General features: G+C 51.8%; 14 protein-coding genes. 5 read left to right on the plus strand and 9 right to left on the minus strand.

Translation table 11 applies throughout. The features are described 5' to 3' along the window. The 5 genes from mutL to AB7C91_RS07755 all read right to left on the minus strand — a co-directional run. A partial coding sequence (gene mutL / locus AB7C91_RS07735; protein ID WP_428590353.1) for a DNA mismatch repair endonuclease MutL occupies positions 1–683 on the minus strand: 683 nt, incomplete at its 3' end. A 29-nt stretch (positions 684–712) separates the two neighbouring features. Next, a complete protein-coding gene (locus AB7C91_RS07740; RefSeq protein WP_428590356.1) occupies positions 713–3,214 on the minus strand; it encodes a hypothetical protein in 2,502 nt (833 codons plus the stop codon). Between the two features lie 19 nt (positions 3,215–3,233). Then, positions 3,234–4,658, minus strand: a complete 1,425-nt coding sequence (locus AB7C91_RS07745; RefSeq protein WP_332446762.1) for a hypothetical protein — start codon at positions 4,656–4,658, stop codon at positions 3,234–3,236. Positions 4,659–4,731: 73 nt separating this feature from the next. After that, a complete protein-coding gene (locus AB7C91_RS07750) occupies positions 4,732–5,481 on the minus strand; it encodes a tRNA 2-thiocytidine biosynthesis TtcA family protein (protein ID WP_332446763.1) in 750 nt (249 codons plus the stop codon). Positions 5,482–5,485: 4 nt separating this feature from the next. Continuing rightward, the gene (locus AB7C91_RS07755; RefSeq protein WP_428590359.1) at positions 5,486–6,745 is read right to left on the minus strand and encodes an HD domain-containing protein; all 1,260 of its coding nucleotides are present in this window, start codon (positions 6,743–6,745) and stop codon (positions 5,486–5,488) included. Between the two features lie 106 nt (positions 6,746–6,851). On the opposite strand from AB7C91_RS07755, the gene AB7C91_RS07760 reads away from it, so the two are divergent. After that, a complete protein-coding gene (locus tag AB7C91_RS07760) occupies positions 6,852–8,063 on the plus strand; it encodes a four-carbon acid sugar kinase family protein (RefSeq protein ID WP_332446765.1) in 1,212 nt (403 codons plus the stop codon). A 21-nt stretch (positions 8,064–8,084) separates the two neighbouring features. After that, positions 8,085–9,050 carry a 4-hydroxythreonine-4-phosphate dehydrogenase PdxA gene (gene pdxA / locus AB7C91_RS07765; RefSeq protein ID WP_428590362.1) on the plus strand — a complete coding sequence of 322 codons (966 nt, stop codon included), beginning with the start codon at positions 8,085–8,087 and terminating at the stop codon, positions 9,048–9,050. A gap of 51 nt (positions 9,051–9,101) precedes the next feature. Here the strand turns inward: pdxA and larA are convergent, their stop codons facing one another. Beyond that, a complete protein-coding gene (larA, locus tag AB7C91_RS07770; protein WP_428590365.1) occupies positions 9,102–10,451 on the minus strand; it encodes a nickel-dependent lactate racemase in 1,350 nt (449 codons plus the stop codon). Positions 10,452–10,528: 77 nt separating this feature from the next. After that, positions 10,529–11,068: a 2-keto-3-deoxygluconate permease gene (locus tag AB7C91_RS07775; protein WP_428590368.1), complete on the minus strand. Its 540-nt coding sequence runs from the start codon at positions 11,066–11,068 to the stop codon at positions 10,529–10,531. Between the two features lie 56 nt (positions 11,069–11,124). On the opposite strand from AB7C91_RS07775, the gene AB7C91_RS07780 reads away from it, so the two are divergent. Continuing rightward, a complete protein-coding gene (locus AB7C91_RS07780; RefSeq protein ID WP_428590371.1) occupies positions 11,125–11,559 on the plus strand; it encodes a hypothetical protein in 435 nt (144 codons plus the stop codon). 12 nt (positions 11,560–11,571) lie between these two features. Here AB7C91_RS07780 and AB7C91_RS07785 read toward each other — a convergent pair whose 3' ends face one another. Continuing rightward, the gene (locus AB7C91_RS07785) at positions 11,572–11,913 is read right to left on the minus strand and encodes a hypothetical protein (protein WP_332446770.1); all 342 of its coding nucleotides are present in this window, start codon (positions 11,911–11,913) and stop codon (positions 11,572–11,574) included. Positions 11,914–12,051: 138 nt separating this feature from the next. Here AB7C91_RS07785 and AB7C91_RS07790 point away from each other — a divergent pair, with 138 nt between their 5' ends. Then, positions 12,052–12,822, plus strand: coding sequence for an alpha/beta hydrolase family protein (locus tag AB7C91_RS07790; RefSeq protein ID WP_332446771.1), 771 nt, complete (start codon positions 12,052–12,054; stop codon positions 12,820–12,822). Here AB7C91_RS07790 and AB7C91_RS07795 read toward each other — a convergent pair. Then, positions 12,810–13,742 carry a cation transporter gene (locus AB7C91_RS07795; protein ID WP_428590375.1) on the minus strand — a complete coding sequence of 311 codons (933 nt, stop codon included), beginning with the start codon at positions 13,740–13,742 and terminating at the stop codon, positions 12,810–12,812. The genes AB7C91_RS07790 and AB7C91_RS07795 overlap by 13 nt on opposite strands. 259 nt (positions 13,743–14,001) lie before the next feature. On the opposite strand from AB7C91_RS07795, the gene AB7C91_RS07800 reads away from it, so the two are divergent. After that, positions 14,002–15,090, plus strand: coding sequence for an efflux RND transporter periplasmic adaptor subunit (locus AB7C91_RS07800; protein ID WP_428590378.1), 1,089 nt, complete (start codon positions 14,002–14,004; stop codon positions 15,088–15,090). The last annotated feature ends 1 nt before the right edge of the window (position 15,091 follow it).

The raw sequence follows: 15,091 nt of genomic DNA on the forward strand, positions 1-15,091 counted from the left end.
GCCGTATCATACAATTCCAACATTTCCGAAGGAACAATATTCTGGCTGAGCGAAAGCACATCGAGAATGCGCTGTTTGCGGCTTGTCGGCAAAAGATCGAGCCGAAGCGTGCCGTCGGTTAAAAAACGGAAGCTTCTGTCGGGAAAGGCCAGTGCCTTTTCCTGGAGGACCTGTCTGCACATGGTTGCCTCCGTTGATGGACGCTTGAGAAACTGCCGTCTTGCCGGAAGTTCGGAAAACAGGCCTTTCACCGTGACGGTGGTTCCTTTTCTAGGTCCCCCGCTGAGTACCGCTTGCCTACGTCCGTTGTCCACCGTTATCTGATACGGTTCCCCGCCTTGGTAACTGCTGGCAATGGTGATGGAGGAGACTGCAGCGATGCTGTATAAAGCTTCCCCTCTAAACCCCATGCTTTGGATATGGTACAAATCATCCAGGGAATGCACCTTGCTCGTTGCGTGGCTTTCGCATAGCAACGGCAGGTCCTCGGGGGCGATCCCTTCGCCGTCATCCAGCAAAGCGATCTCTTCCAAGCCGCCCTCAACCAGGCTGGCGGTGATGGACTTCGCCCCAGCATCCAAGGCATTATCCAAAAGCTCCCGTATTACCGAGGCGGGGCGTTCTATCACTTCTCCGGCGGCAATGCGTTGTGCCACCAAAGGATCGAGTCTTTGAATCTTCATGGTATGACTCTAGCACAGATGCACGTCTCTTAGAAGGTCTTTTCCAGAGCAAAGCGTGCGGTGGCGGTGAATTGCGGGACGGAAATGAGACTGTTTGAAACCGGGTAGGATGCCTTGAATTGGATGGCAAACGGTTTGAACAGATACTCTGCAAATACATAGGAAGTTGCATAGGGTCCGGAAAGTAGATTCAAGGCTGAATCTGTTCCGCCAAGGATGGCTGAGATGGTGTCAAGCACACCGAGATTAGCCAATCCGAGACCAAATTTGAATGTCTTCTTTGTATAGGCCAAGGAAAATTGTGAATAATCGGCTTGGTGTGCAGCTGAACTCAAATCGGCGATCTGCAGTGAATTTTCAATCGGTAGGTTCCACACCAAGCGAGCTTGGATTACACTGCCTTCCCAACGAAGATCCGAAAGGATGTCAAACGTCGAATCATAGGAAGTATCTGCAAGCAAATAATTGAAATCATTTACCAGCAAGGGTTGGTCCTTTCCTCCATGCAGGGAGACCAGAACCTTGGTTGCGAATGCTTTGTGTTTCACCGAGACTCCGACACCGATGAGATAATTGGGGAAGAAGGTGGCAAGGGACGTGTCGATGAATTGGGTGAAATCAAAACTGGGATAGGCGGGAAGGTATCCATTGGCCTCCAACAAGGCGCTGAACTGGGTGGTTCGGTTATTGATGATCGGGAACCGGAAACTGAGAAGAGGGTAGAGGTTGATGCTTTGCGAAGGTTGCCGGTCGAACCGAGCCAAGGTGCCGAGCGCAATGCTGATCGGGTATCCGGACTGAGAGGTGTACTGCAGATAGGATGAACCGTATTGCCCTTTGTTGTCCAATAAGTTGGTCAGATACACATCATCGAAGGTGGTGACCAAGGAGAATGATCCGAGTGAAAGCTTGTTTTGGGCGACAAGCTTCGTGCTTGGGCCAAACTGTGGAGCGGTGAAGCTGGCCAATTCGTTGACCAAGCTCCGATTATGGTCGAAGACAAGATAGAACAATGAAGTGCTGAATCCGAGACGGAGTTGGTCGATATAGGAGAAGACATAGGAAAGCGTCGAGAGCGTATCCTGGGGAACCGGCACGATTGTGTTGGAGTAGGTCTGGAAATCCTGTGTCTGTAACGCTGCCTGCAATCGGATGCTGAACGGACCTTGTGAGAAGAACGGATTGAGGACAACGCTGTGTTGCATGCTGTTGCCATTGGTTCCGTCAAGGAAGAAGCGATACGAGAGGTCAGTCCCGAATGAAGTATTTGTCTTGTTCGAGTCGGTGGATGTGAGCAGTCCATTCTGACCAAGTGGTGCACTCTGAATTTCCAGAGCAACAGAGAGCTCTGATTGCTGCTGGGCCTGTCCAGCCTCCAATTCCTGGGCGATGGTTTGGATCGGCTGGGGTTCTACCGCAACGCTTTCGCTGATCTGTTCTTCAATGGCTTGGACCTTGACGGCACTAAGATCCGGTTCGGCGGCGAGAGGCAGGGTGACCGTTACCGAAGGTTCATCGGTTTTCTGTTCAACCACAACAGCATCTTCAGCCGTCTTCGCTTCCAATGTCACCGGCGGAGGGGGCAATTGGACCTGGGTGACAGCTTCCTTTAGGGAGGGCGCTTGCGGGACAAGCGGGTGGATGGTGACGATGATGCGTGACGGTGGTGGTGCCAGAATCGTGGACGTGATATGCCTGACTTTCTCAGGTACGGGGAGTTTCTTGACCTCTACGGTAAGCACCTGTACCTTGCTCGGTACGTACGGTTTTTCTTGCGCCACCGTAATCGAGGAGGAAGCAGGAGCGAGTGGAGCGATGGTAACATCCTTGGTCTGCGGCTTGGGGAGGGGCATCTCTTGGACAATGGCCTTGGGAGCTACCGGTTTGGGTGCAGTAATCGGTTGGGAGAGTTCCTGTATGACCTGTTTGGCCAGCATCATATCCGGGTAGGTTGCATAGGTGAGGTAATACCCGGCCTCAATCGTCTGGATCCGGGCCATTTTTTCCTGCATGAAGAGTTTCTGGAATGTCTTGACGGTGCGTTTTGCACCGGTCAGGGCGTTGTAGGTATCCACACTTCCGCGGAAGGTGGTGACGCTTTCCTCATTGTCGGTCGTAATGACCAGCATCTCCCCATCGCCCTTGAGTGTATAGCGGGAAACCGGAGTGGAGACGGTCAGAGTCCCGTCAGCGTTGTCCGTGGTATTGAAAGTAGCCTTGCCGGATACCAGGTACAGGTCGGCTTCCTTGCTGGTCAGATTGCCGGTGACGAGCAACGAATCTTCATAGATGTTGATCGTGCCTCTGGGTGTTACCAGAAGTATGGGTGAATCGGGATTATGGATGATCCACCCTTGGGCGATATGATTCGCTTGTTCACTGGTTGCCTCCAATCGGTTGCCTTGGCTGTCAAAAAGCTGAAGGGATGCGATATCCCCGTCGCCGATAAAAACGGCGTCCTCAGCCCAAAGCGGCGAGAGGAGGCACAAGGCGAGAAGCATCAGGCCAATGGGTGTGGTCAACCGGTTCATAGAGTCTCCTACACTGAAGTCAGAGAATGGCTATCCTAACTGCAGTATCAAGCGTAAACGTAGCTTCGGCCTTCTCGTCAAAGACGACGTTCAGCCCAAGATCAAAGGAATAGGGTTTCATCTTGACGACCGCCGAAGCCGATACCACAACATTGCATAGCGTTTGCAGTCCTTCAAAGAAACCCTCACCCGTACTGCTAGGATAAAGCTTTTCATACGTCAAGTCCAGCGCCATGATGTTGAATAAGCGCTTGTCTATACGGACATTGGCTGTAAAATGATAGTCATGGTACACCCCTTGGGTGGAAAGCCCTGTCATCTTTGCCCGTAGATAGACTCCCTGCCGGACAAAGTTGAGCGAGAAGAGGGCGTCGAGTCGGGACGTACCCAGATCGACTTGCAGTGCATCGAGCATCTGTTGGGTGCGACTCTCAAAATCAGAAGAGAAATAGTCGGCATAATAGGAGCCGAACACGGGAACGGTTACACTGGTGTTGAAAACGAAGAAGCTCTTGATATGCCCCCAAATTCCGTATCGGTAGGCGAATGCAGGTTGCAACGTGGTGCTGTCAGGTGACTGGGCCAAGAGATTGGAGAAAAAATCCAGGTTGAAGAAGGGCTGTGTCGCCAAAGGCAGGGATACATCCAGGGCGAACAGGCTCCTGTCGAGGGTGGCCATACCGGTTTCTTTGCTCGGGTTCGGGTCCCATGCATAGGAAAGACCGACCTGCAAAGAGGAGAGCGTCTTGTATTGGGTGTATTCCGAAAGCGGACGGGCGAAGATTCTCCAGGCATTCAGTGTCGGGGAGAATACATCGTTGGTGATGAATTCGAAGCCGGCATCTCGGATGCCGATCAATTGCCCGTCAACCATGAGATCCAGACCGGGACGGCTGGTCCGACTCGGCACAGCCCTGTCGAAATATCCGTTTATCAAGGCACCGTCGCCGAGGGTGATGCCCAAAAGTTTACCGTAGCGAATATACAGGTTTTCGTACCGATCCCCGAATTGGATGCTTCGCACAAAGCGGGAGAAATGCTTGGCCAAAAGGGTTGCATATTCACTGGTCGAGGTGCCCGCCTGTTTTTCCGGGGGCGAATAATCGGAGAAATCCAGGGAAACACCGAATGGATTGGTGGTGTAATTGCCTTTGATCTTTACATCGAGCTGAACGGAAACCTTTCCGAACGAAAAGTCAGGAAGATAGGAAAGGCTGAAAAAGCCGTCTGATGTGGCCATGCCTTCCAACAAACCGTCGGAAGAAGGAGCCAAAGGCCACCCCTCCACACTTCCGTTGAAAGAAGAGTCCGAAGGAATGGAAGATGCATCTGTTGTCGTTGGAGTAGGTTGCACTGTATCCGTCGGTAGAGGTTCGTCCGCTCCGAAAACGGGGAGGACAACCAACAGGATACAGAGCAGGGCCATAGTGTAACGACTGCTCACACGCTATTCCTCCTTCCCATCTTCATCATCCCACATTCTTAGTACTGATGTAAACAGGCTCAGAGAATGCAAGTTACAAACGACCTTCGAATTGATGGGCATGATAGATGTGTTCCCTGGTCAGTTTATCCAAATGAGCAAGGTCTTTGATGATTGGCTTCAGTCTTGCGCGGATATTGGTCTGGTCATACGGGCAGACCGGTTTGACCACCGGAAGATCATATACAGTCGCCAGACGCTGGGTCACCGATTCATGGACTTCTATCATGGGACGGATGATGTGGATTTTCCCATCGAAGAAGGGTTGTACCGGTTGCATGGTGGAGAAATTCGCCCGAAAACAGAGATTCATCAAGCTTGTTTCCACCAGGTCATCCAAATGATGTCCCATGGCTACCAAGCCGATGTGCTGTTGTTCGCAGTAATCGAAAAGAATGCGCCTACGGTTCCGCGAGCAGAGATAGCAATTGAATTCACCTTGAAAAGAAGACGGAAACTGATGTTCGTCGACGATGGAAAAGTCATAGCCGAGGTCGGTGAAATAGGTGTTCAGCAGCTCTCGGTATGCATCGGGGATCGGGTGTTCGATCCAATTGATCATCAGAGCCTTCAATTTGTATTCGATCGGAAGCCATTTTCGTCGGATTGAGAGGGCAAGGGCGAGGGCGAGGCTGTCCTTGCCTCCGGATGCCGAGAGCAGGACGGTATCGTTCTCCCGGATCATCGAGTAGGTGTTGATCGCTTTTCCGGTATGTTTGATGAACCGCATCACCCAGGGGGGGATGTCTCCGTCGATGAGGGTGCGATAGGATAGTTTTTCCATGAAATCAGAACTCCAATGCTGCTTTGATTTCCGTTTCCGACAGAAAAGCAGGCGAGAAGATTCTGAATTTTCTCAGACTTTTTGTAAAGACCCTACCAATATCATAGGAAAAGATTTGGTCCAGAGCGCTGAAACTGGACAATGATCCATCCTCACCAAGTATGGGAAGATCGGCTTCGAAGCCGATTGGTTCGGGAATATCGATGACCAATTGCAGGGATTCGATGCCGAGGCGCTCAGCCAACCGCGTTTCGGTTTCCGAGCGGTTTGTCAAATCGTTCGTCTGTTTTTCCCATACACCCTCCGCTTCATAGGGTTTTTCATATACACAACGGTAGAGTTGGTTGTCACGAACCGCCTCAAGCAGGGCATGGGCATGCAAGGTCTTCTTTTCAGGAAGTAGGAAGAATTGCTCGTCATCCAAGGCGTAGAGTTCCTGGGGTTCCAGCATCCCATCCCCGAGATCAGTGAGGATCGCCTTCTTGATCATCGCCGTTGCACTTCGGGTGGTACGATGCCAATACACATTGCGGTACATCAGGTATTTGCTGAACAGCAGATGCTCGACCGAACCCAATGCCTGTTCCTCCAATGCGAGGTTTCCTTGGTGTATGGTCAACTTGTCGGTTATATAGGATACATCCTGGGTTCCATAGGGGACGCCGCAGAAGAATGCATCGCGATTCAGGTAATCGAGTTTGTCAGGATCGAGCGTGCCGCTGAGCAGACGTCGATAGAACAGAATTTCTTCCTGTTCACACGAAAGCTGGTCGTCGATGACGGCGGCCACCAGATACGGATCCAGCTGTGCCTTGGCTATGGCAGCGCGCAATCGGTCATTCTCGAGGATCAAGGAGGCGGCGATATGCTCATGGTCCTGCAGCGCAAGTTCCTTCAGCGAGTGGGCGAAAGGGAAATGCCCGATGTCGTGCAACAGGCTTGCACACAGGAATGTGCGCATTCCCTCTTTGGTGAACGGCACCTGCTCATTGGTTTGCATGGCCTGCTTGAGCAGGCTTGCGAGCATCAGAAAGCTTACGTGATATACCCCCAGGCTATGGTCAAGCCGGGTATGGACGGCGCCAGGGTACAGATGGAACGTAGGTCCGAGTTGCTTGATCCTTCCCAGTTTCTGGACTGCGGGAGTGAGAAGGATTTGTTTCATGGAATGGGAAAGCTGGATGTCCTTCCACAAAGGATCGCGGATACTTGTCTGTTGCTCACTGTATAATGAATACAACAATTGGGCGTTGGAGGTTTGCATAGCTGTATGGTAGTGGAACCCATGGCCGCTGTAAAGCAAGAAACTTTCGTTGGCAAGAACAGATCGTGCGCATTAGAATAGAAACAGGACTACCACAGGAGGCGCCATGCAAACCTACTTGATCATCACCGATGATTTTACCGGTGCAACCGATACTGGGTTGCAGTATGCCAGGAACGGGATTCCCACCCATGTACAGGTGGGATGTGCAGAAATGTTGCAGAAGGATCATGCGCTCGTCTTGGATACCGAGTCACGCAATCTGGATGCCCCTCAGGCAAGAGATGCCGTGCAGCGCGCGCTCTCTTCGCTTTCCCTTGATGAAGATGTGGTGGTATTGAAGAAGGTGGATTCCACCTTACGGGGCAACCTGGTCGACGAGGTCGACGAAATTTCTCGGTTGCTTGGCTTTGATATGATCCTGGTGGCCACCGCCTTTCCCGCCATGGGCCGTACATGCCATGACGGGGTGGTCCGTGTCCATGGCGTTCCGCTGCTTCAGAGTGAATACGGAAAGGATCCGAGAAAACCTGTACAAGAGGACAACCTGAGAATACTCTTTTCGTCCTTGGCCGAGGTGACACCACTTTCTCTCGAGGATTTGCATGCAGGCGTATTCCCTTCACTGCAAAGTCGGTTGGTGGTGTGTGATGCCGTGGTGCAAGATGATTTGGATCGAATCGTTGCGTGGGCCCGTCAGAGCGCCAAGCGCGTTTTGTATGTCGGTAGCACCGGGTTGGGTGAAGCCTTGGTGACATCCCACCGACCCGATCGTACGGTTTTCGGGCTTGCCGCCAGTCTGAGTGAAGTGACGCGTTATCAGATTGCCTATGCTGAGGAAAGCGGGATAGAGACGATTGTCCTTCCGGTGGAGCTTTTGATGGTGGAGGCCGAACTTGATGCATATGCCGAGCAGATCATCTATGCACTGAACCACGGAAAGGACATCTTGTGTTGTGTTTCTTCAGTGCATGACCGTCGTGCATACGAAGCATCCTTGCAAATCGGAGCCTCCCTTGGTCTGCAACCCGATGAGGTCGGCAAGTTGGTACAGCAAAGGTTCGGTCTGTTCGCCCAACGGGTTCTCTCAAAAACCAAGGTGGGCGGATTGTTTTTGACTGGAGGTGATACCGCAATCGCCTTACTGGCCTTGTTGGGCATCCAACGGGTGGAGGTGGTTCGGGAGGTTTGCGCAGGCATTCCGCTTCTGCAGGTACTCGATCCAGAGCACCGTCAGCTGCGCATCGTGACCAAAGCCGGTGCATTCGGAAAGAATGATGCTATAGCTTATGCCTTCAGGGTATTGAAGGAATACTAGGGAGAAGGAGAACCTATACGTATGAAGCCATTTGGCATTACCGTCGGGGATCCCTGCGGAATCGGTCCGGAGATAACCTTGAAAGCGCTGCATGCGAGTCCTGACTATCAAAAGCAAGCGCTGCTCTTCGGTAGTCGCTCGATCCTTTCCTATTACGCGCAACGGCTTGGGTATCGATTCAACTTCAATACCATCGACACTCTGGCCGACTGGGATGAACGGGCGATCAATATCTATGATCCGCTGCCCGTGGAGGTGAGTCGGATTCCGATCGGAAACGTTTCGGTAATCGGTGGGGAAATTGCCTTTCAGAGTGTTCGTTCTGCAATCGAGTTCGCCGTACGCAAGGAAATCAGGAGCGTCGTCACCGCCCCCTTGAACAAGGAGGCGTTGCATCTGAGCGGGCATCCGTTCGCCGGACACACGGAAATCTTTGCCGCCTACACCCATGGCTCATCCTACGCCATGCTGCTGTTCAGCGATGCCTTGAAGGTCATTCATGTATCGACCCATGTAAGCCTGCGCCAAGCCTGTGATGCATGTACCAAGGCACGGGTGCTTGAGGTGATTCGCTTGGCTCATCAGACGATGCAAAAGATCGGCTATGCGCATCCTCGCATTGCCGTATCCGGATTGAACCCGCATGCAGGGGAGCATGGATTGTTCGGAACCGAGGAGATCGAGCAGATCATGCCTGCCGTCGAGCAGGCGAGGGCGGATGGCCTGGAGGTCGAGGGTCCGATCCCGCCTGACACGGTCTTCATCCGTGCCCTGAAGGGAGTTTGGGATATCGTGGTGGTGATGTACCACGACCAAGGGCATATCCCCTTGAAAATGCTGGCTTTCGACAGTGGGGTGAACATTACCGTCGGCTTGGATGTAATCAGAACCAGTGTGGACCATGGAACCGCCTTCGATATCGCCGACAAGTTGGTGGCTAAGGAAGAGAGTCTGCTCAAAGCCATAGAAATAGGTATGAGGCTGTAGCAAAACCAAAGGAGGGGTCACCCCCTCCTTTGCTGTCGATACCGTTCTTTCTTATTTGACGAACGGAATGGCGTACGGCCCATCACTGAGCCAGAGGATCTTCAACGCTCGGTTCCCCTCGCGTTTTTTAATGAGGGAGATCGTGTGTTGGATCACTTCACTATAATCCTTGCTCTCGGTCAATGCTGCAACATTGATGCCCGGCAGTCCTGCACCTGCAGTACCGGAAAGCTGGGGGGCGAAGTAATAATAGTGATCCAAGGGGATTTTCTCAAACGTGGAAGCCCATTTCTGAACCTGCCACTGGTCGGGAATGAACGGCCAATCCTTGCTGTGCAGAACCTTGATAAGCGCCTCAGCCCCGCACAAGGAAAGAATTCCCAACACCGTCTTGTAGGTGATCGAACCGATGATGTCCTTCTTGTCGGTGAAGTTGGCGATGCTGATCAGATATCCGTCCTTTTTCAGGGCTCCGATGGCGGCGAAAGCCGCTTTTGCACTCTGGTAGTGATTGATGCCGACGAATCCCGCATGGGTAATGACGATGTCCGCTTCCTCCTTGATGGGAATACGGGCGTATCCTTTGACCATCTCGAAGGCGGCAAGGTGGGCAGCCTGAAGATCACCGGCATACACCCCGGTGATGGCGAATTGGTGATCAAGGGTCACGTTGACGATGAAATCCACCGTCGCCATTTTGGCAAACGTCAAAGACTCCTCATGGACCGGATTGCCGACCAGGTTCAGATCGCGTGAATCGGGGTGACCCATCAGATCCGCACCGTGGAAGAGGAACGTGCCATGCTCGCCGATCAGGCCGGGACAGACGGATTTGCGTCCACCGCTTACGCCGGCCATGAAATGACTCTCCACCAACCCGGTGAGAATCTTCAGATCGGCATCGACGTACAAGCTGTTGATCTTCACTTCGCTGCCCCTGCTTGTCTTGCCCAGATACGTGAGCTGATCTTCCGCCTTGCAGTCGTGATTGACCACCTCTATTGCATGTTCGAATACCCAAGGATCGATGACCCGCTCGATCTCCTCGTCGGTCATCGGCCGGTGGGTGCCTGTGGCAATGAGCACGGTCAGGTGCTCGGCTTCGTATCCAACTTCAAGCAGGGTGCTGAGAATAGGGACAAGAATATTTCCCTTGCCTTTGTACGGGACCGGGCGGGTGTTGTCGGAGATGACGATCACCGCTTTTGCATGCTTGTTCTTTGCCAATTTTGCTTCGGCAATCTCTCGCAGGGAAGCCGATGCTATGGGATGCTCAAGCGCCTCTTTGATTGCGAGTTCACTATCCGCAAGAGCAGAAGGGGCTTGCATTCCATAACACACCGTATCGTCAGGCAGGATGAGATCCTTTTGCAAGGGATCTATTGGATTGTGTACATGCATAACATACTCCTGGATGACAGAAAGACGAACATTCGCTCGTCTTTCTTGTCGATTGTATACAAACGAGTACCATCAGCTTAAAGCTGTTGGCCCTTTGCGTCAACCGCTACACTGGAAGTAGTCGGATGTTCATTCACTTCACCATGCTTGAGGTCCCTGCGACAGAAGAAATCAACCAGGAATGGAACCAGGATTGCCGTTACAATGATCGAAGCTGCAACCTGTACCGTTGCCTTGTCTTCGAACGGTTCCCATGCCGGATCGACCAAGGCCATCAAGGGGATGTCGGCAACACCTGCGACTCCCATGCACATCATTTCGAAGAATGGACCATCATGGGAAGAAATAACCGCAATGGCACCGACCTCCGACTCATCGCCGTATTTGGATGCAAGTGCGGTATACAATCTCCGGAAAGCAGTCTCGGGCCCGGCGACACAGGCAAAGAAGACACCGATGTCCAAGCCGGAGAACACTTTGCGGGTGTTGATGACCAGACCTCTGTACAAGGACATTCCAGCGGTCTTGGAGTTGATCTGTGCAACGCTGTAGAAGCACAACAAGGCTATTTTCTTGCAGTACCACAAAAGTGTATATTGTCTACAAAAATACTTCACTGAAACAGCAACTATTTCCTTTGACAAAATTGCTTGTTTGGGCTGTGATAGAGGTAATGATACAAAGAAGAACTTTGCTGATTATCCTGCTCTTGTTTTTCTCATCCCTGGCCTTGGATGCCAGGGATGCAATCCTTGCACGCTTGTCCTATCAGCTTCCGGTACATGCTTCGATCGGTCAGGTTGTCCAGGTACAGCAAGGCAGTGCGGAAGAGAAGACCATGCAAGCTTTAGAAAGCGCCTACTCCCAAGTATGGGTGGATGGGTATGTCCCGGCCTCCCTTCGTCAGGCTTTCGTGTATACCTATGACTCGCTGCTTGTGTCACTGCTGCCGGTCAAAGAAGTTCAAATCGGCAAAGCGGTGAAACGGGATGTGTTGTTTGAAGTACCGTTCGCCGTGTACCAACCTTCGTACCGGACGGGCACCATGATCTGGACCCCCGATGAAGCGGGGGATTGGGTGTTGCTTTCATTGACGGTTTCGCAGTGATCGATCGGTGGGTTATTCCGTCTTCTGGATGACCAACACGTAGTCACCTTTGGTTTTCGTGGTGAAGGTGTACGAGCCAACCTGCTCGGGGGAATCGGTTCCGAGGTAGTTGAACAACACCGAAAGGTCGGCATCCAAGTCTTTCAGATTCAGCACGATTGACGTTTGTTGGGGTTGGACGATTACCTGTACATGCTCCATGTCCGCTTGGTCGAGCAACGGCCCTTCCCATTGCTGGTTGTCCGGGTTGATGGGCGGGACTTTGCTGTATACGCCGCACCCGGTAAGCGACAACAAAACCGGCGCAAGCAGCAGCATTGCACACAACCATCTGATATGAGCACCCCGTCTCATGCATTCCCTCCCACCGGACAGCATTCCTATTCATAAGCAAGAACAACAAACGAGGCGGATAATTACAACATATTTTCCACCTTGTCGATGGAAAGAAACGGTCGAACGCGCTACAGTGAACCTTCAAGGAGCAGAGCAATGGCGTTGATGCATCTCGATTTCTTTTCCGATACGCTGAAGATAGACAGCAGTGTGCATATCATTTTTCCCCAGAAATGTGAGCGTTCTCCCTCAATACCGGAAGGTCCCTATAAGGTGTTGTACCTGCTTCATGGCTTGAAGCAGAACGAGACGAGCTACCTCCGCAATTCCAATGTGGAACGGTATGTGCGGAATCTTCCCTTGGTTGTGGTGATGCCCTCAGTGGATCGAAGTTTCTATACTGACCAAGTACGGGGTTATCCGTATTTTACCTATCTGACCGAGGAATTGCCGACCTTGTTGTCTTCCCTGTTCGCGATAAGCACCAAGGCAGAAGATACGGCGATAGCAGGACTATCCATGGGTGGCTACGGTGCCTTGAAAGTCGCGTTGACGTATCCAGAGCGCTATAGTGCTGCCGCCAGCATGAGCGGTGCCGTCGACTTGGTCGATCTGAGCAGGAAAATTGAGACCGACGGGCAGATTTTTCCTTATGAATTTGAAAACACTTTCGGAGTCCTTGAGGATTTGGAAAACAGCAGGCATAATCTCTTTGCCTTGGCACGCGGCATAGCGGAAACAGAAGGGAAACCTCGGTTGTACCTGACCTGTGGGTCGGAAGACTACCTGTTGGGAGGCAACCGAAAATTCGTCTCCGAGTTTTCTTCAACTTTCCCCTTGGTCTATGACGAATACCCAGGAGCACACACCTGGGATTTCTGGGACAGTGCCCTGCAACGGGTTCTTTCCTTTCTTTATGCTTGTTGAGATATGGTGAGTGTTCCTGCAGCAATCCAACGATCGTCAACGGTGAAGATGATATCGGCTTCGCACCAACTGCTGTAGGTGAGCAAGTCCTTGACCATTTCCAACCGGATCGCATCAAGTTGGCGGAGCGGCCGCTCTTCCTTCAGATAGATGTAGATCAAAACCGAGAGACTTCTTCCCTGCTTGGAAGCAAATACCTCCGAACGGAGGAAATCATAGCGGTGCACATACCGGTTCGCTATTCTCTGAAGATCTTCCGTTATGGAAACCGAAGGGGCCGCCCCCAATAATTCCTTGGTATACTGGATCAGATCGAACAGCAACGTCGGACTAAGGCAGCACAGGAATATCAGCGTCAAGAATGGGTCGATATAGTTGGCAAGGAAGGAAATTTTGCTGCTGCGCACCAGATAGATAGCCACCAAGGCAAGCACGGAAGCTGCACTGAGCAGCGTATCAAGCATCCATGCTTTGCTTTCCGCACGCAAGACAGGACTGGCGAGCAACTTAGCTTGGCGTGCCAGTGATCTCCATACCCAAAAACAGACAAAGAAAGAGAGGAGGGAAACAGGAAAGGCCAGGGAGAGCGATACTGCATACCCTCCGCTGAACAGTGAGCGCAACGCCGTTGCTCCTACAAATAGGATCATGCTCAGAAGTACCATGGAACGGACGATGAGATAAAATGGTTCGAAGGCTCCGTAGCCAAAGGGAAACTGCTCGTCATCTTCCTTGAAGACAAGGTTGACGACTCTCCCGGAGCCGAGGATGAAGATGCTCTGGATCAAGGAATAGAGTCCATCGAGCAACATGGATTTTGCATGGGTGACAAAGGATGCGACCAAACCGAGTATGCCGAATCCAAGGCATACGAAGGTCGTAATCCTGAGCATGGTAAGTTCCCGCTGTTTTGTGTTCATAGAAATTCAGTGTCCAGGCATGGCGTTCCTTCGCCCGAGATCACCGTTTGTGGTCCTACGCATAGGACAGACAGAAGCTGTCAATCAGGTGATATGCTGGTATTTGTATAGAAATACTATAACTTATTTACCGCATTTCAGCAAGTTGCATCAGGATCTTTTCAAAATAGGGGAAGACCCCCTTGATAAGTTGTGTACAATACAATATATTAATGAAACAATTTCTCATTAATATTCTATCCGTTTATTGAGGTGCTGTATGCGAAACGCGAACATAAGATTCTTGCTCGCCGTATTGGTTGGGAGTATGCTCTTTCTCCTTTCCTGCTCTAAATCCGAACAGGTGAATACACCGGTTCAGGAAGTCTCGGCCGCCACCGATTACTCGCAGGTGGTTTCCTCTGCAGTAGCAGTAACACAATCAGCACTCCGTGACAAGGTGCTGGGAAGCGGCATCATCCAGGGACAGCAGGAAGTGGTGATCAGGGCCCGAAACACCGGGGAAATCACTGCAATCTCAGCCAAACTTGGTGCTCATCTCCAAAAAGATGATGTCCTGTTGGAATTGGACGACACCATTGCAAAATTGACCTTCAGCCAATTGAAAGCCCAATATGAAAATAGTGTCAAGGAACTTTCCGTCAATGAGCAGTTGTATGCGAAAGGGGCGGTGGCGCTGGCGACCTTGAATCAACTGCGCTCTTCGGTCGACGGTCTTTCCGCCCAGCTTGAGAACGCCAAAAACGCATTGACCAATATGAAAATCACCACCCCGATAACCGGTAGCATTGCAGAAATGACTGCATTGGTTCCCGGCGATATGCTTTCAGCAGGTACTGTGGTTGCACGAATCGTCGATGTTCAGCACCTGCGCATCAGTCTGGCGGTGGGGCAGGCCCAACTGTTTCTCATCAAGGAGGGCGACCGCGCCGATATCAGCGTCAAAACTCCCGATGGGGTTATCACTACAGAGGGGAAGGTGAGTGCCATCAGCGCAGCTAGTGACAGCAGGACCGGCAGCTGGACGGTCTATGTGGACTTTGAGAATCCACGGACCGATCTGCTTCGGATCGGGATTGTCGCCGATGTGGTGATTCATAACGAAGATGCTCCTGTATATACTTTGGTCCCCAACTCAGCGATGGTCTATCGCGATGGAAAAACCTTCGTCTTTGTTGCGGAGAATGATCAAGCACGCTTGGTGGAAGTGAAGGTCGTCGATCAATATGGGGATCAAACTGCTGTGGAAAGCCTGCAGAAAGGGTATGAACTGAAAGGTCGGAAGGTTTTGGTAAGTGCGCTCTCCCGCTTGTACGACGGAACGTCCGTCAGTACAGGCCAGCGGTAGG

This window comes from Sphaerochaeta sp. (assembly GCF_050256055.1).
Taxonomy (GTDB): Bacteria; Spirochaetota; Spirochaetia; order Sphaerochaetales; family Sphaerochaetaceae; genus Sphaerochaeta.

Coding starts and splice junctions, on each gene's coding strand:
- AB7C91_RS07740 (WP_428590356.1), bottom strand. CDS start 3,214: ATGAACCGGTTGACCACACCCATTGGCCTGATGCTTCTCGCCTTGTGC.
- AB7C91_RS07750 (WP_332446763.1), bottom strand. CDS start 5,481: ATGGAAAAACTATCCTATCGCACCCTCATCGACGGAGACATCCCCCCC.
- AB7C91_RS07755 (WP_428590359.1), bottom strand. CDS start 6,745: ATGCAAACCTCCAACGCCCAATTGTTGTATTCATTATACAGTGAGCAA.
- AB7C91_RS07760 (WP_332446765.1), top strand. CDS start 6,852: ATGCAAACCTACTTGATCATCACCGATGATTTTACCGGTGCAACCGAT.
- pdxA (WP_428590362.1), top strand. CDS start 8,085: ATGAAGCCATTTGGCATTACCGTCGGGGATCCCTGCGGAATCGGTCCG.
- larA (WP_428590365.1), bottom strand. CDS start 10,451: ATGCATGTACACAATCCAATAGATCCCTTGCAAAAGGATCTCATCCTG.
- AB7C91_RS07780 (WP_428590371.1), top strand. CDS start 11,125: ATGATACAAAGAAGAACTTTGCTGATTATCCTGCTCTTGTTTTTCTCA.
- AB7C91_RS07785 (WP_332446770.1), bottom strand. CDS start 11,913: ATGAGACGGGGTGCTCATATCAGATGGTTGTGTGCAATGCTGCTGCTT.
- AB7C91_RS07790 (WP_332446771.1), top strand. CDS start 12,052: ATGGCGTTGATGCATCTCGATTTCTTTTCCGATACGCTGAAGATAGAC.
- AB7C91_RS07795 (WP_428590375.1), bottom strand. CDS start 13,742: ATGAACACAAAACAGCGGGAACTTACCATGCTCAGGATTACGACCTTC.
- AB7C91_RS07800 (WP_428590378.1), top strand. CDS start 14,002: ATGCGAAACGCGAACATAAGATTCTTGCTCGCCGTATTGGTTGGGAGT.